This is a genomic window from Treponema denticola, assembly GCF_024181405.1.
Lineage (GTDB): Bacteria > Spirochaetota > Spirochaetia > Treponematales > Treponemataceae > Treponema_B > Treponema_B denticola_D.
Genome location: NZ_CP051302.1, coordinates 2,161,397 through 2,181,944, shown reverse-complemented (window position 1 = coordinate 2,181,944; position 20,548 = coordinate 2,161,397). Strand labels below are relative to the sequence as shown.

At 39.8% G+C, this 20,548-nt stretch carries 19 protein-coding genes, 1 tRNA gene and 2 rRNA genes; 13 read left to right on the top strand and 9 right to left on the bottom strand.

Translation table 11 applies throughout. The features are described from left to right. Position 1 precedes the first annotated feature (1 nt). The 4 genes from HGJ18_RS10200 (at position 2) to HGJ18_RS10185 (ending at position 3,339) form a co-directional block, all read left to right on the top strand. Complete coding sequence (locus HGJ18_RS10200; protein ID WP_253696260.1) at positions 2–793, top strand: HEAT repeat domain-containing protein; 792 nt, start codon at positions 2–4, stop codon at positions 791–793. A gap of 18 nt (positions 794–811) precedes the next feature. Then, positions 812–1,492: an ABC transporter ATP-binding protein gene (locus HGJ18_RS10195; protein WP_253696259.1), complete on the top strand. Its 681-nt coding sequence runs from the start codon at positions 812–814 to the stop codon at positions 1,490–1,492. Between the two features lie 74 nt (positions 1,493–1,566). Next, positions 1,567–2,541 (top strand): hypothetical protein, encoded by a 975-nt coding sequence (locus HGJ18_RS10190; protein ID WP_253696258.1) that lies wholly within the window; start codon positions 1,567–1,569, stop codon positions 2,539–2,541. 315 nt (positions 2,542–2,856) lie between these two features. After that, positions 2,857–3,339 (top strand): GNAT family N-acetyltransferase, encoded by a 483-nt coding sequence (locus tag HGJ18_RS10185; protein ID WP_253696257.1) that lies wholly within the window; start codon positions 2,857–2,859, stop codon positions 3,337–3,339. A 56-nt stretch (positions 3,340–3,395) separates the two neighbouring features. Here HGJ18_RS10185 and HGJ18_RS10180 read toward each other — a convergent pair whose 3' ends face one another. The 6 genes from HGJ18_RS10180 to HGJ18_RS10155 form a co-directional block, all read right to left on the bottom strand. Next, positions 3,396–4,460 (bottom strand): hypothetical protein, encoded by a 1,065-nt coding sequence (locus HGJ18_RS10180; RefSeq protein ID WP_366793067.1) that lies wholly within the window; start codon positions 4,458–4,460, stop codon positions 3,396–3,398. Continuing rightward, entirely contained in the window at positions 4,423–4,743 is a 321-nt protein-coding gene (locus HGJ18_RS10175) for a TfoX/Sxy family protein (RefSeq protein ID WP_253696255.1), read from the bottom strand. Before HGJ18_RS10175 ends, HGJ18_RS10180 begins: the two co-directional genes overlap by 38 nt. A gap of 127 nt (positions 4,744–4,870) precedes the next feature. Further along, complete coding sequence (locus HGJ18_RS10170; RefSeq protein ID WP_253696254.1) at positions 4,871–5,935, bottom strand: ankyrin repeat domain-containing protein; 1,065 nt, start codon at positions 5,933–5,935, stop codon at positions 4,871–4,873. A 14-nt stretch (positions 5,936–5,949) separates the two neighbouring features. Further along, a complete protein-coding gene (locus HGJ18_RS10165) occupies positions 5,950–6,849 on the bottom strand; it encodes a DUF4261 domain-containing protein (protein ID WP_253696253.1) in 900 nt (299 codons plus the stop codon). Between the two features lie 149 nt (positions 6,850–6,998). Next, positions 6,999–7,538: a hypothetical protein gene (locus HGJ18_RS10160; RefSeq protein WP_253696252.1), complete on the bottom strand. Its 540-nt coding sequence runs from the start codon at positions 7,536–7,538 to the stop codon at positions 6,999–7,001. Between the two features lie 18 nt (positions 7,539–7,556). After that, a complete protein-coding gene (locus tag HGJ18_RS10155; protein ID WP_253696251.1) occupies positions 7,557–8,108 on the bottom strand; it encodes a hypothetical protein in 552 nt (183 codons plus the stop codon). A gap of 346 nt (positions 8,109–8,454) precedes the next feature. Here HGJ18_RS10155 and HGJ18_RS10150 point away from each other — a divergent pair, with 346 nt between their 5' ends. The 6 genes from HGJ18_RS10150 (at position 8,455) to HGJ18_RS10125 (ending at position 11,771) form a co-directional block, all read left to right on the top strand. Next, entirely contained in the window at positions 8,455–9,030 is a 576-nt protein-coding gene (locus tag HGJ18_RS10150) for a hypothetical protein (protein ID WP_253696250.1), read from the top strand. A gap of 190 nt (positions 9,031–9,220) precedes the next feature. Next, positions 9,221–9,502 carry a hypothetical protein gene (locus HGJ18_RS10145; RefSeq protein WP_253696249.1) on the top strand — a complete coding sequence of 94 codons (282 nt, stop codon included), beginning with the start codon at positions 9,221–9,223 and terminating at the stop codon, positions 9,500–9,502. After that, positions 9,493–10,017, top strand: coding sequence for a hypothetical protein (locus tag HGJ18_RS10140; RefSeq protein WP_253696248.1), 525 nt, complete (start codon positions 9,493–9,495; stop codon positions 10,015–10,017). Before HGJ18_RS10145 ends, HGJ18_RS10140 begins: the two co-directional genes overlap by 10 nt. Positions 10,018–10,088: 71 nt before the next feature. After that, complete coding sequence (locus tag HGJ18_RS10135; protein ID WP_253696247.1) at positions 10,089–10,760, top strand: DUF6966 domain-containing protein; 672 nt, start codon at positions 10,089–10,091, stop codon at positions 10,758–10,760. Next, complete coding sequence (locus tag HGJ18_RS12930; RefSeq protein WP_253696246.1) at positions 10,757–11,086, top strand: hypothetical protein; 330 nt, start codon at positions 10,757–10,759, stop codon at positions 11,084–11,086. Before HGJ18_RS10135 ends, HGJ18_RS12930 begins: the two co-directional genes overlap by 4 nt. Then, positions 11,073–11,771: a hypothetical protein gene (locus HGJ18_RS10125; RefSeq protein WP_253696245.1), complete on the top strand. Its 699-nt coding sequence runs from the start codon at positions 11,073–11,075 to the stop codon at positions 11,769–11,771. The genes HGJ18_RS12930 and HGJ18_RS10125 overlap by 14 nt, the downstream gene beginning before the upstream one ends. Positions 11,772–11,787: 16 nt before the next feature. On the opposite strand, the gene gatB is transcribed toward HGJ18_RS10125, so the two are convergent. Genes gatB through gatC form a run of 3 tightly spaced genes read right to left on the bottom strand, consistent with a single transcriptional unit; the run spans position 11,788 to position 15,045 of the window. Next, the gene (gene gatB / locus HGJ18_RS10120) at positions 11,788–13,269 is read right to left on the bottom strand and encodes an Asp-tRNA(Asn)/Glu-tRNA(Gln) amidotransferase subunit GatB (RefSeq protein ID WP_253696244.1); all 1,482 of its coding nucleotides are present in this window, start codon (positions 13,267–13,269) and stop codon (positions 11,788–11,790) included. Then, positions 13,262–14,719 (bottom strand): Asp-tRNA(Asn)/Glu-tRNA(Gln) amidotransferase subunit GatA, encoded by a 1,458-nt coding sequence (gene gatA / locus HGJ18_RS10115; RefSeq protein WP_253696243.1) that lies wholly within the window; start codon positions 14,717–14,719, stop codon positions 13,262–13,264. The genes gatB and gatA overlap by 8 nt, the downstream gene beginning before the upstream one ends. A gap of 14 nt (positions 14,720–14,733) precedes the next feature. Beyond that, positions 14,734–15,045 carry an Asp-tRNA(Asn)/Glu-tRNA(Gln) amidotransferase subunit GatC gene (gene gatC / locus HGJ18_RS10110; RefSeq protein WP_002665812.1) on the bottom strand — a complete coding sequence of 104 codons (312 nt, stop codon included), beginning with the start codon at positions 15,043–15,045 and terminating at the stop codon, positions 14,734–14,736. A 582-nt stretch (positions 15,046–15,627) separates the two neighbouring features. On the opposite strand from gatC, the gene HGJ18_RS10105 reads away from it, so the two are divergent. The 3 genes from HGJ18_RS10105 to HGJ18_RS10095 all read left to right on the top strand — a co-directional run bounded on the left by HGJ18_RS10105 (position 15,628) and on the right by HGJ18_RS10095 (position 20,534). Next, positions 15,628–17,172, top strand: a 16S ribosomal RNA gene (locus HGJ18_RS10105). Positions 17,173–17,308: 136 nt separating this feature from the next. Next, a tRNA-Ala gene (locus tag HGJ18_RS10100) sits at positions 17,309–17,382 on the top strand. Between the two features lie 191 nt (positions 17,383–17,573). Then, positions 17,574–20,534: ribosomal RNA gene (locus HGJ18_RS10095) — 23S ribosomal RNA — on the top strand. The 16S and 23S rRNA genes sit together here with 1 tRNA gene alongside, the layout of an rRNA operon. Positions 20,535–20,548: the final 14 nt, after the last annotated feature.

Genomic DNA, 20,548 nt, shown 5'->3' with positions numbered 1-20,548 from the left:
AATGCCGAATTCAACGGAAAAAATTTTGCAAGAACTTGAAGCGGAGCGGTTACGCCGTCAAAATCTTACAAAAGAAGATTTACAAAAAAAGTATGCAGAGTTACAAAGAACCGGTTTTCCTCTTAGCGAATGTATCGGTTTTATAGCCGATTTAGGCGGCAGTAATCAGCTCGCTTATCATTACGAATTGATTTGCAAAGACTGGGAGCGAGATGATCCGTTGCATTTGGATAACAGTTTCGATAAACACGATTTAGCGGGAATTGATTTTCTTTTTGCGGCTATAAACAAAGCTTCAACCGAAAAAATACGGGTATTCACCGCCTATCTCATTGCCGAAATTCTTGTGAGGTCGAAATATCGCGATTTTTATACGGCTGCTTGCAATCGTTTTGTGCCGGTACTTGTCTCGCATATAAATACGAAGGACTGTGTTCTGAGACGCAAAGTGCTGATAGCTGTCGGGTGGATTGGGACAGCGCAAGAGATCGGTATTTTTAATGATAGAATGCTCCACGATGAGGATAGGCTTTGCCGTGCATGGTCGGCTTCGGGGCTATGGCAATTATCATGTAACAGACTGCATAGTCAAACAATACTTCCGAAAGTAAAAGATGTTTTTAGACAAGCAATCGCTGCGGAAAAAGACCTTTTTGCATGCGGCGTAATGATAGAGTCGGCGCAGAGTTTATTCGGTAAAAAATGGATATCGTCTATAGCTGTTGAAAATAAAGATTCGGTAAAAATAGAAAAGGCTCGCAAATCTGCTGTGCTATTTTTAAGTAAGGATTAAATAAAAGGAGATGTAAAAATGAGCGAAACTATTATTCGTATGAAAAATGTTACAAAATTATATGAAATGGGCGAAAGCGTTGTGCATGCCCTGCGAGGCATAAGCTTCAGTATAGATCAGGGAGAATTTGTTTCGATAATGGGGCCGTCCGGTTCGGGAAAGTCTACCTGCATGAATATGATAGGCTGTCTTGACCGGCCGACAAGCGGTATATTGGAAATCGGAGGTAAAGAAACTGCAAAGATGACGGAAAAAGAACTTGCTGTGCTGCGTAATAAAACGATCGGCTTTGTGTTTCAGCAGTATCATTTGCTTCCAAATATGACGGTTTTAGAAAATGTTATGCTTCCGTTACGCTATCAGGGTGTGGAAAGAACAAAACGCATTGCACTTGCAAAAGAAGCTTTGGAGCATGTCGATATGGGCGATAGACTTTCCCACGGTCCTAACGAACTTTCCGGCGGTCAAAAGCAGCGTGTCGCTATTGCTCGTGCAATGGTAACAAAACCGCACATTATCTTGGCCGATGAGCCGACCGGTGCTTTGGACAGCAAAACAGGAGCTCAGGTTCTTAACCTCTTTAAAAAAATAAATGAAAGCGGAACTACAATTGTTATTGTTACTCACGACCCTGGAATCGGAGCAAGTACGGATCGATGTATAAAACTTTTTGACGGGAATATTCAGTCAGATATATGAAAAAAGAAGATTAGTTGATGAAGAAGATCGGCTGGAAGTATTAGGTATATTGAAACAAATAAAGAAGATAAAATATGAATAACCTAAAATTAAGCTTATTGAAAAAATGGGAATTGGATAGTGAGCTTTCGTTTGTGCATGACTCTGTTTTGTTGCCGGATGGAACTGCTATAATTCTGACTACAGGAGTGAAGAGCGATTGGGATAAATTTTACCTCCTTGTACTTTCTGCTGATGGCATAAAAAAGATTCCGATTGAATATACCCCAATGTCAAGCAGAGATTATCCTGTGCTTTTCAGATATAAAGAAGGGTTCGGACTCATCATTTTGGCAAAAGAAGTGCGGTATTACTCCGGCATTCATTCCTCTCCGGAAATAATTCCGATAAAAAATAATTCACAGCTAAGAGGAATCATTGTGCCGGAAAAAGCTCAACAGAGGTATTTTCAAAATATATCCGACAACAAGACAATTCCCGTTTGCTTTGAAAATGAATTTTCTTGCGGGGATGCAAGATGTTTTGCTCTTTTGAAATTTGATGAGGTAGCAAAAACTGCCGAATGGAAATGTTTTTCTACAATAGACAAAAAGGCATTTACACATCACGATGACAGCTGCGTAGACGCACCCAAAATAGACAGCATTAAAATATCGGATAAAGAAATCTATGCCTTTATTCCGGGCGACAGCCAAACATCGGTTAATAAGTGGGGAATGAATTATTATGCCCTTGCAAGTATTTCCGAAGATGGGAAAGTAATCAAAAAACTTACCGAATCAGATGACTTAAAAAAAGACGGTAAAAAAGGCGGCATCAACGGATGCTTTACTGATTCTCAATATGTGATAATGACTCCTCTTTTTAAAACCGATGATTGGAAAGGCAAGCAAAAAGTTTTTTCACTCAGCACATGTGAATATTCCGATATTACCTTTCCAAGAGGAATGTCCAAACACAAACTCGAAAACATCTCAGGCGAAATATGCCTTACCTCGTTTTACGATAGAGAACTAAAAGAAATAGCATTATGCAATATAAATTCATAAATAAAAAAAAGGAATGGAATATGGACGAAAAAATATCGGTCGAACTGTGTCATGGGTGTACTACAAAGACGAAATGTTTAAGATGACTGCACCTCATTTGATAGTAGAAATACGATATAGTGTGATAACAGTGAAGTAAAAATCCAATTATGGGATACGCTTATGTATGTTAATAAAATATGGTGCCGACTTGACATAAGAGCCATTAAAGAAATATTATCAAGTAAATATATATGACTATAATATTTATAACTGATGCAGGAAAAATTTATTTTATGGAAAGGTAAAACTAAAGTTTGTCAAAAAGGATATATTATGCTTCATTTGGAAAAAGTAAACGGGAAAAACATTTGGGATATTCTGAAACTGCGGGTATCGGAAACACAGAAAAGCTTTGTTGCTGCCAACGATATAAGCATCATTGAAGCCTACATTACAATCACCTCAAATGGTTATGTATTCCCATTCGGGATATATGACAATGAAACACCGGTCGGGTTTTTGATGATTGGTTTTGATGTTCATGACTATTGGATCGATGCACCTGAAATAGCAAAAGGGAATTATAATCTTTGGCGTCTGATGATTGATAAAGCGTATCAAAATAATGGATTTGGGAAAGATGCAGTTAAATTGGCTCTAGATTTTGTTAAGACTTTTCCTTGCGGAAAAGCTGAATATTGTTGGTTGTCTTATGAACCTGAAAATCAACTTGCGTGTAAACTATATAGCTCATTCGGTTTTGTTGAAACAGGTGATATGGATGGAGAAGAACTTATCGCAGTGTTAAAATTATAATATAAAAGAGATGTAAGATTATAAAATACATGGTTTATTATAACGACTGAGCGCTCTCATTCGTTCCAATCACGCGCTATTTCGGTTGAAATCTCAAAGCCGGTCATGTCATTGCTTTCATTAAAATGAATATAAGCAAAGTATTCATTCCAAAAGAGATGATCGCTTCCGGTTGACCATTTAATGCCGTAGTGCAGCTGAGTTATGTCTCTCGTATTTTTCGGCGGTACTAACCACAGTTTTTTATCGAATGTTTTTTGCAAGGTTTCTCGCTGCAATGGAACGAGCAGCTCAACATCATCAAGCCAATAACGAATTGAATTTTCTCTTGCATCGGAAAGGCAGTATTCATCAAGTTTTAAATGAATGATTTTACAGTCTTCTAATACCGTATCCTTTTTTTTATGACCGTAAAGACCGATGCTCCCAATCACAAAGCCGTCTTTTACAAGAAGATAATCAGCATAAGGTATAGCAGTATTATTTCGTCGGAATCCTTTTTCAACGAGAATACTCCGATCAACGGGATATTTTTTAAAAGCACCGCAAGAAAGCAGTTTTTTATAATCTCTGCCGGAAGGATTATCTTGTTTTACATATATATCGAATCCGTCCGCTACTATATCGGCAACAGTTGTATGAGCCATCTTAATCTTTGTGTTGTTAATCGTAAAAACCGGAGCCTTCACCGGAACACTGATTATGATATATACCAAAAACATATAAAGTGAAAATATTGCGACAGCCATAAATATAAAAATACTTCTTCCGGTACGCTTCCGTGCATTAAAAAGAGCCATAACCGGAGGCAAAATGATAGCTGTTGCCAAATTAGAAAATCCTGAACCTCCCTTTTTTATCACCTGTAAGGCAAATAATACCGCCCCAAGTATGACAGATGCATATACCAAAAACTCACTGAACCTCATTTTTGTAGTATCGGTCTGTTTGTTTACCGGTTCTTCCATCAGTGATTTTCCGCCCGATACGGTTCGTTTCATATAAATATACATTCCGAAGATAACCGCTAAAAAAATAAGTCCTGAAACGGAAAGCAGCAAAATAAAAATTAATCTTCCCAATCTATCGTCTCCTTTTAGGTTTTGGGGCAGGCAGTTCATCAAACATAGTTTTAAATAAGCCTGTCAAAAAATCTTTGCTGTCTACATCATCAACTAAGAGCATTTCTTTTGCACCGTCATACGGCAGCTCATAGCCGGCATTCGGCATATAGGCTATCGCCGATTTTACAGGTTTAACAAGTAATCTGTCATCATAAATACCGCCGACAATCTTACCTTGGTAGTATAAAATATATTCTCCCATCATCGCTCTATAGCTTATGTCTTCCAATTCGGATAACTGATCCAAAATAAAATCCAAATATTCTTTACTTGATGCCATTTGTACCTCAATAAGTTTAATTTGCTTAACTTAAATTATTATACCGTATTATTTAATTTTGTGCTAGTTTTTTTTAAGCTATATCTATATCATCTCAATATTTGCACATAATTATTCTTATCAGTTATTATTCCAAAATCAGATTCATATACTTTGTCATATTCTCTATAAAATCATCAAAGCTTGCCAAATCGATGAGCTCTTCATGTTCCATATCATAGCTTGCAATCTTTTTTGTTTTCGGATTCCAGACAATATAAATATCATTGTAATCTCCGAGAGAGCGGGAAAGTCTTAATAATTTTTGTCTGCCGAATTTAAATGGAATAGTATCAATCAGTTTGAAGAACTTGATATATCCAAAGTCGGAATCCTCTAAATCAAAGTGTAGATTTTCACCGGTTAAAAACTCAATTATTTTCTTTGGCAATTTATACGGTTTTAATCCATCCAATTTATTTTGCGTTTGATGAAACTCGGAAGGCTCTAATGATTTAAAATACTCCGCCATTTCCTCATCGCCTTTTTCCAAGGCTATGCTATATGGACGCATTCCGTCTTTTTCGGCGATCGTAAGGTCCGCTCCATGCTTTACTAAAAATTTACACATTTCCAAATCAACATATCTTGCAGCTACACACAATGGAGTCGATTGATTGGAATATACCATGTCGGACTTATTGTAATTAATATCTGCTCCGTGTTCAATTAGAAATTCCAGAATTTTATAATTACGGTCAGAGACTGCGTGACGCAAGAGCTGTCCGCCGTATTTAGCTGCGGTATGCCCAAGTTCTTGTATAATCGAAAGATTATCAAAACGTTTGCCATAGTACGCTTCTAAAAATGCTTCCGAACCTACGTTGTTCGCTACATCTATCTTTGCTCCATGGGAAACAAGATACCTTATTACCTCTTCATTACAATATCTCACTGCTAGAAGAAAACTTGGATGTTCCTTTGCATTAAGGTTTGCTCCTTTTTCCGTCAGCCATTTTATAGATTGAAACTTTTCCATTATCAATGCAAAATCCAAAGGAGAGAGAGCGGTGTATTTGCCGACTCTGATTTCTTTATTAAGTTCCCATCCCTTTAATAGATGTTCTTCCAATGCAGAAATGTTTTCATTTAGTACATCATTTAAAATTTGCGGTATAGATTCAAATCTTCCGATGTTTCCGATTGTTATCATACTTAAATCCTTGCTTATCTATTTCCCGAAGCGTATTCGCCCGTATTAATGTCTATGACTTCTCTTATCGGCTGTATGAGAGAATTTTCATATTGCACTTTCCATTTTATATCTGAATTCATATTGCCGTCCGTAAGACCCGCAATTGTATTTCCGTCTTCTATCGGATTATCGTTATCATAAATGTAGGATAAAACATTATATGCGTGGTTTACAACGCCATTCGGATTCAAGCCGTGAAAATGATATTGAACATCAGGCAGAAACAAGGTGCTCATACCGAGCGAATCGACCAGCATATCGTTTGTTCCTTGAATATTAAAAAAACGGATGTTGACTGCATAATGGAGGAAGCGCATTTCTTGGGGCAAAGTACAGTTTAGAATATCTTCTCTCGTCAGCATTTTTTTAGAGGTTTCGAAAACTACTGCCTTGCAAGACGGATATATGTTTAATAATGCTTCAACATAATTTACCAGCATTTCCGCTCTTTCTTTATAATTTAAACCGGCGGCCAACATATCCGTTGCCATTACTTGATATTTACAAGTTTCCAGAATTTCGCTGCCGTTCGGGCAATTCCATAATTGTGTAGCTGAAACATCATCCATAATCGGTTTTTCAATTTCAGAACAGTTCATAATAATGAGCTGCGGAGGCACATTTAGTTTTTCCTTTTCATAGTGCACGGAATATTTTTTAGGAGCAAAACCCGCCATATTACCGTCATAGCAAAAACAATCCGTTTCGCCTAAATGTTCACGCATAATTTTATGTATATGCTCTTTTTCGGGCATTTCACATTTTTCTTCCATAAGTAAATGAACCATAAAAACCATACCCGGACGGTCGGCAGTTTGACTCATATCCTGTTTTAGAATCTTGTCATCTCCATTTGATTTTTTTTCTTTCATAGTATTACCTCTCTTTTAAACTGAAATTGATTCATATATTTTCCTCCCTCGGTACATTAAATTTATAAGTACCGTCTTCATTATCACATTTTATCAAATTATTATTTATGTTGTTAATTCTCCGATATAGTGCATTATCATCTCCTCCGTTATTTCTTTCCTTCGATAAAATCAATTACATCCGACCAACCGTCATCTTTTGCATCATAAGCCCAGCGTTTATCCGTCAAGGATTCAAGGTCATCAATGCTTTTATGTAAAGCCTCGGACATTTCTTTTCTCTTATCTGCGGGAATCGAATTTAAATATGTATCGCTTATTTTGAATCTGACATTTTGAAGAAAATTGACCGTATCTACATAGGTACTCGAATCTTCAAAAGCCGTACTTTCAGGGAAACATTTTATCACGTTTTCAAAGGACGTTTTCATATCGGATAATTTTAATGCTGCCAATGTGTCGGGAACATAACGGATAAGCTGCGGATAATTACAGATAAATTCCCACCAACCATCCCCCTTCCAGTTTCCTATGATGTTAACGGCAATATGAAAAAGGAATAAATCCTCATCTGTTTGATTTTTAATTTCTTCTATTTCTCCGATTTCCCATAGTTTATCCGACACTTCCGCAAAGAAGCTTTCATTAAAACTTTTTTGATTTTTAATCAATTCTTTCAGTGTAAGCATTTTATTTCTCCTGTTTTGCTACTTCGAAACATCAAATCCTAGTTTCTTTAAATTGCTCATTTGTTTTTGTTGATGTTCTGCCGTGCCGGTGCCGGTTAGAACATCGCTGTAAATTTCACTTGCGGGCCAATCATCGTAATAATTATTGAGGAACTGCGGGACTTTTTCGTACATGGGTTGAATGATTGAAATAAAGCCCTGTTTAAGGCATTGAATATAAGTTTTTTCATCAAGTATTTCAGTATGGCCGTATTTGTCAAACGAAGTTCGGCGGTTGAGTGCACCCTCAATATCCCAAGGTGTAAATACAACTAAATGCAGAGGACGGCTCCAGCGTTCAATATCCGTTTTATCGGGCGAAGGAAAAAGCTTTTTCCAAAAGCCTCGTTTTACTGCATAGCTGCCGGTAGAAATATACAGGCGATACGGTGTATTTTCAAACGATTCTTCTGATATTTCACCGGAAAGGGGGGCGAATACTCCGTATAAATCGCAATTTAAAAGGCGGGCATAATAGGATTTTTCGCCTGCATCTATTTCGTAAATTGCACCCAGTTCGTATCGTGCCATTTTATGTCTTCTTTTAAAGTATTTGTGTCTTTTGCCATGTAAAAGCCCTTCACCAATTAAATATTGTTTATATTATATCATTTTAAAACTGTTTTTTCTATATATTAGAGTAGTTGTTTTTATATTTTTACTATATAGAAAAATACCATAAAATCATATATAATTTGATAAAGTAAAACCGGATATTACTTATGTTCGGATTAGGAGAGAGGAAATAAATGACCACTAAAAAATTTTATATGGCTGATCTATACGGATAAAAATGATGCCGATTCTTTAAAAAGAGCACGGAATATAAAACAATTGGAGAAATATTATCAAAAACTAGAGGTATAAAAGTAGATAGATGAACACGATAATGGATAACTCAAATTTTAATATTCAAGAATGGATAAATTTAAATTCTTATACCGACAGTAAAGGCTGGAAAGGATATTGCAGAAGAAATACGCCTTTTACCATTTTTCGTGCAAATAAAATAGTCGATTATTTTATGCATTTTTTTAGAAAACATACAAATAATATAATAATAGTTTCTAATATTTTCAAAGTAAAAGAATATAATCTAAATAACAGCAATATAAATAATTACATAAAATACATAGAAAAATATCTGATTGATTTTGGATATATAAAAATAATTAGCGCTTCTATTTACGATAATGCTAATTGTTTATCTTTAGGATTCAAAAAATTTCTAACTACGGATTATGATATTATATCTATGTTCTCTTTATTAATGATGATGGATGAAGGAATTGACGGACATTGTTTTTTTATTTTTGATGAATTAGGATTTATTGCTTATCCTCATGATGATACAGGTTTTGGATTTATACGCATCAAAAATACGAAAGTTCACTATGATGATATGTTTCTTAAAAATGTATCTCAATTTTCAGATTTTACGAGCGTTTGGTAATTATTCTAATCAAAACCGGTAAGGTTTTAGATGTGTTATTGAGTATGGCGCAAGACATAGTACATATATAAACGGTTTATTTATGAATAATTATTATGATAATATTCTAATTAAATATGTAGAAGAATGGTTATGGCTGCTAAAAAACAGGTTTTTAGAGGAGCCTATACTATTATTCATGGAGGTGGGTATGAAAAAGAAAAATTATTTGAAACACCAGGAGGGCATAAATCTGCACGAAGACCTGATATTATTATGGAAAGATGCAGACGGGAAAGTGCATTGGGGTAATGTTGGTAAAACAAATGCTGTTGGAAAACCTATTAAACGAAAAATACTGGCAATGCAAGACTTAAATAAAATTAGACATGCTAACGGTGTTTCAGATAGAGTTCATTTCTGCTCTTATAATTGTCCAGAAACAAATAGGAAAACTAAGAAACCTAAATCAAGTTGTCATTTATGGAAATAAACACAGTAGCATCAAGAAATTATATCATAAATTTTGTAAATGATTATTTACAAAATAATGATTTGATATTTTTCAATGATAAAAACTTTGAAACAAATGGAATAGTATCAAGTAATGAAATTAATCCAAAAGACTTCAATGAAAAAGATATTCTTATTAATATCGGGACAAAAAAAGATTTTGATTTAAAGATAAAAAATTTGGGCCGCCGTCCAACTATAGATGATAAGGATGACTTTATTTATATGACCAGTTTTTGGTTTAAAAATGAAGCTAAAATAACTAATACCTCATTTATTTGGCATCCAAATCGTAGCCTAAATGCTAAACATTACGGTAGTTCTTTGGCGAAAAAGATAAAATACAATCTTAATTATGGAATGCAAACAGAAGATAGTAGATATACAATGTTTAATAAAGTTTTTGCAAAATATTATTGGCCTAATGAAGTGACCGGTTATTTGGAAAAATTATACAACAACGGAGGAGGAATACCAATACGTCCTTTGAGATAAAATATTAGAAAAGAAATAATATCCTCTATTGCTACAGTTACGAGAGGGAATTAAATAAAAGGAGTATAACAATGAAACAATTTCCGGATTTTCTAAGAGAAAATGATAGATACTATATTTATGCATTGCAAGCTTTAAAACAATTATTTACCGAAACATCCTGTACTTGGCGAAAATGGATTGAAACCGATATTGAAGAATACTTAAGCACAGGCAGCGTTGAGCATCATCTTGGGGCTTACGGAGGAATGGGCAGCATAAATGATATTTGGATTTGCAAGGTAAATAATCATACTATAAACGACGAGGCTGAACCATGGGTAAATGAGTTGATGGAATATCTTAAATGCCTTTCTTACGGAATTGCAAATATAATAAAAGCAGGGAAAAAAATCAACATTAAAAAAATATTCACAGAAAGCCGGACGCGGAAAATCTTAACCGGCATTCAGTGTGAGTCTTGCGGTTTTTCACAAATACACAAAAGAGAAACGGATTCATATTTGGCTTCACTTCTTTTACCTAACATGGTAAAAGAGGCTGTTTTACAAAACAAAACGGAAGAATTGATTTCCGCTTGCCTCATACCGGATATTCCGAACTTGGTTGAAGAAAGAGCGCGGATTATAAAACTTGCAGAACAAAGCGGAATAGGTTTTTCGGTATCTAAAAATTCTCGCTGCAAAAAATGCGGCGGCGATACAAGAATTAAATATTGGAAATTAGACGGAAAACGGATATGAACGAAATTTATGCAATTAACGACTTATCGGAACTGGAAGACTTTTTACATTCTCAAAACTCCATTGAAAAACTGCGCGAAAAACTTTTTGCAGAATTTTTAAAATATGCGGATTATAAAAGCGTATCGGAGTGGAACAAGGCGGTGCGGCTTTGCGAGTGTCTTGCCGTAATCGGTTGGGGAAACCATGAACCTTTGGAAGCGTCAAGAGGTGTGTTTTTTAACGGTAATCCCCGCACCTTTTTTTTGCAACAGATTCGGAGAGCTCTGTTTTGTCGAGGCAATATGGTCAAAAAGAAAAACGGGCTTTACGATGGAGCAGGGTAGAACTTCCTATTATCCCAGTCCCGATTGCAAAGACAAAAAACAACCGGTGTGTTGGGATTACCCCGTAACCGAAAATATAGAAGACATAAAAATTGAAAGTCAACGCAATTGGATTCCTAAAAATCCTGTTTGGATTGTGCGTACGATATCCAACTGTTATGAAAATTCCAAACCGGTTATAGAAAGTATTGAGGAAAAACTTCAGGACGAATTGAATAAAAAGATGCGTCCCGAAAAATACGACAAAGCCATAAATTGTATTTTCTTAAAATGTGCTTTCAGCTATTATGATAATGCTCATTGTAAAACAAATTATATCATCGATGAATCGGGACGCAAATTATCAAGTCAAGAAGCCGCAAAAGAATTACAGAAACTATACACAAAAGAAGAGATTTCCGAAAACGGGTATTACTTGCGTCCCCGATTTCAATACGGGCCTTTTAAAGCAGATACGGGCAAGATAGAGGTAGTCATTCATTTTGAAAAAGAATTCAGCCTATTAACACATAGTCAGCAAAAAGAAAAACTGTCAGAGTATTTTTTAATTACTCTTAAAACCATTGCAGAAAAACAAAAAAAGAAAACACCGAATTATGATTTCAATTTAATGATTTCAGATTTTACCGAAATAATCAACAACCCCGATGCAGAGCATCGGGGTATTAACTCTCGGCACAAATAAAAAAATGGCTGTAAGTTTACTGTGTCAGTCTTTTATTTACAAGGTCAGCCGCTTGTTTTGGGTTGGCCTTGCCGCCTGATTTTTTCATAACCTGTCCCATAAGCCAGCCTGCAACATTGGTCTTTCCGTTTTTCCAATCTTGAACGGCTTCGGCATTTTCGGCAAAAACTTCTTCTACAATTTTTTCGATAAAGGAAGAATCGCTTACCTGTTCCATGCCTTTTTCGGCTATTACGGCAGAAGGCTTTTTACCGCAAGCTATCATCTCGGCAAAAACATCTTTGGCCTGTTTGCTTGTTATCTTTCCTTCTTCAATAACATTTACAAGCTCGGCTATAGCTTCAGGCCCGAATTTTAAATCCGAAAGAGAAGAGTTTGTTTCGTTTAAAATAGCCAGAACTTCCGCCAATATCCAGTTGGCACATTTTTTGGGAGAAGAAGATTTTTTAGCCGCCTCTTCAAACCATTCCGCCAGCTCTCTTTCAGAGGTCAGTGTTTGAACATCGAATTCCGACAAGTGATATTCTTTTTTAAAACGGAGCCGTTTTGCTTCCGGTAATTCTCCGACCGAATCACTTACCTCTTTGATAAACTTATCGCTCAACTCCAAGGCCCTTAAATCCGGTTCGGGCATAAAGCGGTAATCTTCCGCTATTGTTTTTGTACGCTGAACTACGGTCTGCCCCGAAGGTTCATCCCAGCCCATAGTGCGTTTAAAGCCCGTCTTAAAAGCGATGCGGTCTTTGCTGTTGTATTCTTCCAGTTGACGGGAAACCTCATAGGTGCAGGCATCCTTTACAGCCTTAAAGGAGTTCATGTTTTTTATTTCGGAAATAGGAGTTCTAAATTCCACGCCGTTGTCTATGATTTTTAGGTTGACATTTGCATCGCAGCGCAAGGCTCCTTCTTCCATGTTGCCGTCGGTAACGCCGATAAATTTTAAAATCTCTCTGATTGTCTGCATATATTTTGCAGCCTCATCGGGCGTAGACATATCCGGCTTTGAAACAATTTCTATTAGAGGAACGCCTGAGCGGTTAAAATCAATATAACTGTGCGAGCCTTCTACATGAAGGCTCTTACCTACGTCTTCTTCCAAATGGATTCTTTCAATTCTTATCTTTTTGAATTTAGGTTCCTCATTTTGAGCGGCAAGGTTCACCTCAACTTCACCTTCTTCGCATAGAGGTGTGTAAAATTGAGTTATCTGATAGCCCTTTACAAGGTCGGGATAAAAATAATGCTTTCTGTCGAATTTGGAAAAATTATTTATCCGGCAGCCGAGGGCGTGTCCTGCCTTAATTCCGAATTCTACATATTCCTTGCTTACCCTTGGAAGAGCTCCGGGCAGACCGAGACAGCAGGGGCAGATCCTCGTGTTTGGAATTCCGCCGTAACGGTTTTCGCAAGAACAAAAAGCCTTTGTCTTTGTTAAAAGCTGACAGTGTATTTCGCAGCCTATAATTATTTCGTATTCTAAATTGCCGTGTTTAAGCATGATCTTCCTCCCAGGCCTTTGCAAGTTTTAAGATACGGTCTTCAGAAAATTTCTTTCCGCAAAACTGAATACCTACCGGAAGCCCTGCCTTTGTTTTTCCTGCCGGAACCGAAAGGGACGGAATACGGGCAAGGTTTACAAAGGTTGTAAAAAGGTCCGAAAGATACATAGCGATAGGATCGTCTACTTTTTCGTTAAGCTTAAAGGCCGGAGCCGGAGCCGTAGGACAGATTATAAAGTCATATTTTTGTAAAACCTCATTTACTCCCTGAGCTATTTTTGCCCTTACGTTCAAGCTTTTTTCGTAACAGTCTCCTGAAAATTCTTTTGAAAGAACATAGTTGCCGGTTATAATTCGTCTTTTAACTTCGGGACCGAAGCCTTCGCTTCTTGTTTGAATATAAAGTTCATCGTTTCCCTTGCCTGCATCTTTGCGGAGGCCGAATCTTATTCCGTCTATGCGGGAAAGATTGCTTGCTGCTTCCGAGATTGCAAGGGTATAATATGTCGGAATGGAAGCCTCCAAAACAGGAACCGAAACCTCATCTATTTTAGCTCCGTTTTTGGTAAGCCAAGTACAGAGTTCGTCAAAGACTTTTTTTACTTCCGGATCTAAGCCTTGGGTATTTAAGAATTCCTTGGGGATTGCAATCTTTAATGAGGTTATTTCTTCTTTTGAGTAGGCAGATAGTTTTAATAATGAAGAAAAATCGGCTTCTTCCGAAGTTTCGTCCTTTTCGTCCTTCCCTGCCATAACGGCGAGAGCGAGGGCTATATCGTCGGGTTCTTTTCCGAAAAGGCCGACTTGGTCAAGGGAAGAGCTGAAGGCGACTACCCCGTATCTGCTAAAAAGACCGTATGTCGGTTTAAGTCCGTAAATTCCGCAATAAGAAGCCGGAAGACGAACCGAGCCTCCCGTTTCAGTTCCTAAAGAAAAGGGTGCCTGATTTCCTGCAACTACGGCTGCCGAACCTCCTGAGCTGCCGCCCGGAGTTCTAGCCCTGTCAACGGGATTCCTTGACGGGCCGTAGCATGAAAATTCGGTTGAAGAACCCATAGCGAGTTCGTCCATATTTATTCTTCCCATTAAAACGGCTCCCGCTTCCAATAAGCGGTCGATTACCGTTGCATTGTATGGAGCATAGTAGCCTTGTAATGAGCGGCTGCAGCAGGTGCAAAGCTTTCCTGCCATTGAGATGTTGTCTTTTACTGCAATGGGCAGGCCCAAAAGAGGCTTTTCATCAAAGGAAACGCCTTGAGCTATAAGCTCATCTGCCTTTTTTGCATGTTCTTCTGCATCTTCAAAAAATTCCACAAATCCGTTCAATGGGAGGGGGTGTTTTAAATCTTTTTCATACTCATCCTTAAAAGCTCTGAGAATTTGAAGGGAAGAAAGTTCTTTATTTTTTAATTTGTCGCGCAGTTGTGTAAATGTCAAATCCGTTATCATGAAATTTTATCTCCTTAGGCTCCTGAGCCCAAAACCTTTGGAACCCTAAAATAATTATCCATATATTCCGAAGTCATTTTTTTAAGATCGCTTTGAGCAAGACCTTCTTTTACTTCAGAGGAGCGTAAGTCTGTTTCACTGTGTTTGGCATACATTGAAGAATCCAAACTGCTGTCCGCAAATTTATCCAAGATTTCAAAATAACCGACCAAGTTATTTACCTGTCCCGATAAGCGGGCTTCTTCCTGTTCACCTAAAGAAAGGCGGGAAAGATACAAAAGAGTCGAGAAGACTTCTTTTGATATTTTATTATTGTTCTTTTCCATAAGTAAATGCATAATATCATAAATACAAAAGGATGTTAAGTAGGGCAAAGGAAGGTCAGCAATACACCAAAAAAAGGTCGGGAAAATGGAGAGTTTACCGGCAGAAAACTTGCAAAAACCTTACAAAAAGTACTTGACAAAAGTTTGAGAAAGGGGTATATTCGCTCACACCGTCTGTTAAGACGGTGTGCCTAGAAAAGCGAAGAAAACACTAGAAAAGTTTTGAAAGTCTTGCATTTTCAATGAAGGCAAGGCTTCTTAAGTTTGGCAGTTTAAAAGCTGCAAAAAAGGTTAAAAAAAATAAAAAAACTTTTAAAAAGCTCTTGACAAAAAGCGAGAAAATACTGTATACTCCTTTTTGCTCGCTACATAACTTTTACGAGTTTTTAGCGGATGATATTTGAAATTAAGAGGGAAGGGAAAGAACAAAAATAGCCAAAGCGTAAAGCTTTTGGTAAGGAAAGTATCAAAAACCGGTAAGGGTTAAGCTGATTAGCTTTTACCAAATTCCTTAACAATAATAAGTAAGGGACAAACTAAAATTAGAAATCAACCGCTCTTTAAGGGCGGCTTGAAATAATAATGATGGAGAGTTTGATCCTGGCTCAGAACGAACGCTGGCGGCGCGTCTTAAGCATGCAAGTCGAACGGTAAGGGAGAGCTTGCTCTCCCCTAGAGTGGCGGACTGGTGAGTAACGCGTGGGTGACCTGCCCTGAAGATGGGGATAGCTAGTAGAAATATTAGATAATACCGAATGTGCTCATTTACATAAAGGTAAATGAGGAAAGGAGCTACGGCTCCGCTTCAGGATGGGCCCGCGTCCCATTAGCTGGTTGGTGAGGTAAAGGCCCACCAAGGCAACGATGGGTATCCGGCCTGAGAGGGTGAACGGACACATTGGGACTGAGATACGGCCCAAACTCCTACGGGAGGCAGCAGCTAAGAATCTTCCGCAATGGACGAAAGTCTGACGGAGCGACGCCGTGTGAATGAAGAAGGCCGAAAGGTTGTAAAATTCTTTTGCAGATGAAGAATAAGAAGAAGAGGGAATGCTTCTTTGATGACGGTAGTCATGCGAATAAGCCCCGGCTAATTACGTGCCAGCAGCCGCGGTAACACGTAAGGGGCGAGCGTTGTTCGGAATTATTGGGCGTAAAGGGTATGTAGGCGGTTAGGTAAGCCTGGTGTGAAATCTACGAGCTCAACTCGTAAACTGCATTGGGTACTGCTTGACTTGAATCACGGAGGGGAAACCGGAATTCCAAGTGTAGGGGTGGAATCTGTAGATATTTGGAAGAACACCGGTGGCGAAGGCGGGTTTCTGGCCGATGATTGACGCTGATATACGAAGGTGCGGGGAGCAAACAGGATTAGATACCCTGGTAGTCCGCACAGTAAACGATGTACACTAGGTGTCGGGGCAAGAGCTTCGGTGCCGACGCAAACGCATTAAGTGTACCGCCTGGGAAGTATGCCCGCAAGGGTGAAACTCAAAGGAATTGACGGGGGCCCACACAAGCGGTGGAGCATGTGGTTTAATTCGATGATACGCGAGAAACCTTACCTGGGTTTGACATCAAGAGCAATGACATAGAGATATGGCAGCGTAGCAATACGGCTCTTGACAGGTGCTGCATGGCTGTCGTCAGCTCGTGCCGTGAGGTGTTGGGTTAAGTCCCGCAACGAGCGCAACCCCTACTGCCAGTTACTAACAGGTAAAGCTGAGGACTCTGGCGGAACTGCCGATGACAAATCGGAGGAAGGTGGGGATGACGTCAAGTCATCATGGCCCTTACGTCCAGGGCTACACACGTGCTACAATGGTTGCTACAAATCGAAGCGACACCGCGAGGTCAAGCAAAACGCAAAAAAGCAATCGTAGTCCGGATTGAAGTCTGAAACTCGACTTCATGAAGTTGGAATCGCTAGTAATCGCACATCAGCACGGTGCGGTGAATACGTTCCTGGGCCTTGTACACACCGCCCGTCACACCATCCGAGTCGAGGGTACCCGAAGTCGCTAGTCTAACCCGTAAGGGAGGACGGTGCCGAAGGTACGTTTGGTAAGGAGGGTGAAGTCGTAACAAGGTAGCCGTACCGGAAGGTGCGGCTGGATCACCTCCTTTCTAAGAGAAAGGGTAGTTTAGAAGGTCGTTTTAACCTTCTACAAATATACAATGTATAATAGTCTTGAAGTACACAAGACAAATCGATACTTCCTTTTCGTTCTTTCCTGGAACTCTTTTTTTATAAAACAACTGAGGGGATATAGCTCAGCTGGCTAGAGCGGCGGCTTTGCAAGCCGTAGGTCAGGGGTTCGAATCCCCTTATCTCCATAAATACCTTGTTTAACGACAAGGTTTTTATTCGCCCAATCGCTAAGAAAAGGCGAACAGATATTTGACATAACTAGGGAAGGGAATGAAGACGCTGGAATGTTTGAAACATAACAGTGTAAAAGAAAACTAAAAAAATACAAAACTTCTTTTTTAAGCGAAAAGTGTAAAGAAAGAAGGGACAATAATATGGTCAAGCGAAGAATAGGTTTATGGCGAATGCCTATGGAGCTAAGAGGCGAAGAAGGCCGTGGTAAGCTGCGAAAAGTTCCGTGTAGGAGCACACATCCTGTGATACGGAAATAGCCGAATGGGGTAACCCGTTAGTAGTGATACTGACATTACGCTCTTGAATAAAATAGAGAGGTAAAGCGATACTGAGTGAACTGAACCATCTAAGTAACTCAAGGAAAAGAAATCAAGTGAGATTCCGAAAGTAGCGGCGAGCGAAATTGGAGGAGCCTAAACCCTTTAAAGGGAGTTGAAGGGCTGCATCGGCGTAGGACCGACAAGTTACAAATTCGATTTATAGCAGAAAGGTTTTGGGAAAGCCTGGCGCAGAGGGTGAAACCCCCGTAAGCGAAATAAATCGGACTTGTTGATGCAGTACCTGAGTACGGCGGGGCACGAGAAACCCTGTCGGAAGCCGGGTCGACCACGATCCAAGGCTAAATACTACTTAGCTACCGATAGTGAACAAGTACCGTGAGGGAAAGGTGAAAAGAACCCCAGTAAGGGGAGTGAAATAGAACCTGAAACCGTAAACCAACAAGATGTTACAGCCCTTTTAAGGGTGGTAGCGTGCCTTTTGTAGAATGAGCCTGCGAGTTACGATATGCAGCGAGGTTAAGGAATAGAAGTTCCGGAGCCTAAGGGAAACCGAGTCTGAATAGGGCGAATAGTTGCATGTCGTAGACCCGAAGCCGGAGTGATCTAGTCATGAGCAGGTTGAAGCAAGGGTAAAACCTTGTGGAGGACCGAACTATAATCTGTTAAAAAAGGTATGGATGACTTGTGACTAGGAGTGAAAGGCTAATCAAACCCGGAAATAGCTGGTTCTCCCCGAAATGCCTTTAGGGACAGCCTCATACAAAATTATCGGAGGTAAAGCACTAGTTGGACTAGGGGGCGTCAAAGCCTACCAAACCCAGTTAAACTCTGAATGCCGATAATCAACGTATGGGAGTGAGACTGCGTGCGCTAAGGTTCGTAGTCAAAAGGGAAACAGCCCAGACCGTCAGCTAAGGTCCCCAAATACTGCTTGAGTGTGAAATGAAGTGTGGATACAAAGACAGCCAGGAGGTTGGCTTAGAAGCAGCAATTCCTTTAAAGAGTGCGTAACAGCTCACTGGTCGAGTGTCCATGCGCAGATAATGTAACGGGGCTAAGCAGTATACCGAAGCTACGGGTCTTATGCATTTTTGAGCATAAGGCGGTAGGGGAGCATTCCATTAACTGATGAAGGAATACCCGCGAGGGATTCTGGAGGAGATGGAAGAGAGAATGCAGGTATAAGTAACGAAAAGGGAGGTGAGATCCCTCCCCGCCGAAAATCTAAGGTTTCCTGGGTAAAGGTAATCTCCCCAGGGTAAGTCGGCCCCTAAGGCGAGGACGAAGGTCGTAGTCGATGGGAAATCGGTTCATATTCCGATACCTTTTATAATTTCGATGGCAGGACGCATGAGGTGAAACCCGGCCGGCTAACGGATGCCGGTCAAAGTAAGCGAGCCGTTATAAAGGATGATAGGTAAATCCGTCGTCCAAGGTAAGCTGCGACAGCGAGTGAAACTACGGTGGAACGAAGCGGGCGTAATCAAGGTGCCGGGAAATACTGTCTAAGGTTAGGTTATAAAAGACCGTACCGTAAACCGACACAGGTAGATGGGATGAGAAATCTAAGGCGCTCGAGAGAACTCGCGTTAAGGAATTCGGCAAAATGCACACGTAACTTCGGAAAAAGTGTGACCTCCTTTTTTTTAAAGATGAGGGGGTGGCAGAAAGCAGGCCCAGGCGACTGTTTATCAAAAACACAGCCATCTGCGAACCAGCAATGGGACGTATAGGTGGTGACACCTGCCCGGTGCCGGAAGGTTAAGAGGAGAGGTTAACAGCAATGTGAAGCTTTGAATTGAAGCCCCGGTAAACGGCGGCCGTAACTATAACGGTCCTAAGGTAGCGAAATTCCTTGTCGGGTAAGTTCCGACCCGCACGAATGGTGTAACGATTCTGGGCACTGTCTCAACGCGAGACTCGGTGAAATTTATATACCGGTAAAGAAGCCGGTTACCCATAGTTAGACGGAAAGACCCCGTGAACCTTCACCGCAACTTATTATTGGGACTTGGTTTATCATGTGTAGAATAGGTGGGAGGCTATGAAGCTTGACCGTTAGGTTGGGTGGAGCCGAAAAGTGAAATACCACCCTTGATAAATCAGGTTTCTAACCGCTGTCCGTGAAACCGGAAGCGGGACAGTGATAGGCAGGCGGTTTGACTGGGGCGGTCGCCTCCTAAAGAGTAACGGAGGTGCGCGAAGGTCTCCTCACGCCGGTTGGAAATCGGCGCAGCGAGTGTAAAGGCACAAGGAGGCTTAACTGCGAGAGTGACAGCTCAAGCAGATACGAAAGTAGGTCTTAATGATCTGGCGGTAGCGAGTGGAAGCGCCGTCACTTAACGGATAAAAGGTACTCCGGGGATAACAGGCTGATATTCCCCAAGAGTTCACATCGACGGGAATGTTTGGCACCTCGATGTCGGCTCATCGCATCCTGGGGCTGAAGCAGGTCCCAAGGGTTTGGCTGTTCGCCAATTAAAGCGGTACGTGAGCTGGGTTCAGAACGTCGCGAGACAGTTCGGTCCCTATCTGCTATGGGCGTTGGATACGTGAGAGGAGCTGTTTTTAGTACGAGAGGACCGAAATGGACGAACCTCTGGTGTACCGGTTATCCTGCCAAGGGTAATTGCCGGGTAGCTAAGTTCGGAAGGGATAACCGCTGAAGGCATCTAAGTGGGAAGCCCGCCTCAAGACTACGTATCCCTGAGGGTTTAACCCTCCTAAAGACTCCTTGCACACTACAAGGTTGATAGGTTGGAGGTCTAAGCACAGTAATGTGTTCAGCCGACCAATACTAATAAGTCGTGAGGCTTGACCATATTATTGTTTCTTT

Excerpts from the sequence above, each read along its gene's own strand:
- HGJ18_RS10145 (WP_253696249.1), top strand. The coding sequence starts at position 9,221 with ATGAAAAAGAAAAATTATTTGAAACACCAGGAGGGCATAAATCTGCAC.
- HGJ18_RS10190 (WP_253696258.1), top strand. The coding sequence starts at position 1,567 with ATGAATAACCTAAAATTAAGCTTATTGAAAAAATGGGAATTGGATAGT.
- gatC (WP_002665812.1), bottom strand. The coding sequence starts at position 15,045 with ATGGAAAAGAACAATAATAAAATATCAAAAGAAGTCTTCTCGACTCTT.
- HGJ18_RS10165 (WP_253696253.1), bottom strand. The coding sequence starts at position 6,849 with ATGAAAGAAAAAAAATCAAATGGAGATGACAAGATTCTAAAACAGGAT.
- HGJ18_RS10180 (WP_366793067.1), bottom strand. The coding sequence starts at position 4,460 with ATGAACTGCCTGCCCCAAAACCTAAAAGGAGACGATAGATTGGGAAGA.
- HGJ18_RS10160 (WP_253696252.1), bottom strand. The coding sequence starts at position 7,538 with ATGCTTACACTGAAAGAATTGATTAAAAATCAAAAAAGTTTTAATGAA.
- HGJ18_RS12930 (WP_253696246.1), top strand. The coding sequence starts at position 10,757 with ATGAACGAAATTTATGCAATTAACGACTTATCGGAACTGGAAGACTTT.
- HGJ18_RS10155 (WP_253696251.1), bottom strand. The coding sequence starts at position 8,108 with ATGGCACGATACGAACTGGGTGCAATTTACGAAATAGATGCAGGCGAA.
- gatA (WP_253696243.1), bottom strand. The coding sequence starts at position 14,719 with ATGATAACGGATTTGACATTTACACAACTGCGCGACAAATTAAAAAAT.
- HGJ18_RS10140 (WP_253696248.1), top strand. The coding sequence starts at position 9,493 with ATGGAAATAAACACAGTAGCATCAAGAAATTATATCATAAATTTTGTA.
- HGJ18_RS10150 (WP_253696250.1), top strand. The coding sequence starts at position 8,455 with ATGAACACGATAATGGATAACTCAAATTTTAATATTCAAGAATGGATA.
- HGJ18_RS10185 (WP_253696257.1), top strand. The coding sequence starts at position 2,857 with ATGCTTCATTTGGAAAAAGTAAACGGGAAAAACATTTGGGATATTCTG.
- HGJ18_RS10135 (WP_253696247.1), top strand. The coding sequence starts at position 10,089 with ATGAAACAATTTCCGGATTTTCTAAGAGAAAATGATAGATACTATATT.
- gatB (WP_253696244.1), bottom strand. The coding sequence starts at position 13,269 with ATGCTTAAACACGGCAATTTAGAATACGAAATAATTATAGGCTGCGAA.
- HGJ18_RS10125 (WP_253696245.1), top strand. The coding sequence starts at position 11,073 with ATGGAGCAGGGTAGAACTTCCTATTATCCCAGTCCCGATTGCAAAGAC.
- HGJ18_RS10200 (WP_253696260.1), top strand. The coding sequence starts at position 2 with ATGCCGAATTCAACGGAAAAAATTTTGCAAGAACTTGAAGCGGAGCGG.
- HGJ18_RS10175 (WP_253696255.1), bottom strand. The coding sequence starts at position 4,743 with ATGGCATCAAGTAAAGAATATTTGGATTTTATTTTGGATCAGTTATCC.
- HGJ18_RS10195 (WP_253696259.1), top strand. The coding sequence starts at position 812 with ATGAGCGAAACTATTATTCGTATGAAAAATGTTACAAAATTATATGAA.
- HGJ18_RS10170 (WP_253696254.1), bottom strand. The coding sequence starts at position 5,935 with ATGATAACAATCGGAAACATCGGAAGATTTGAATCTATACCGCAAATT.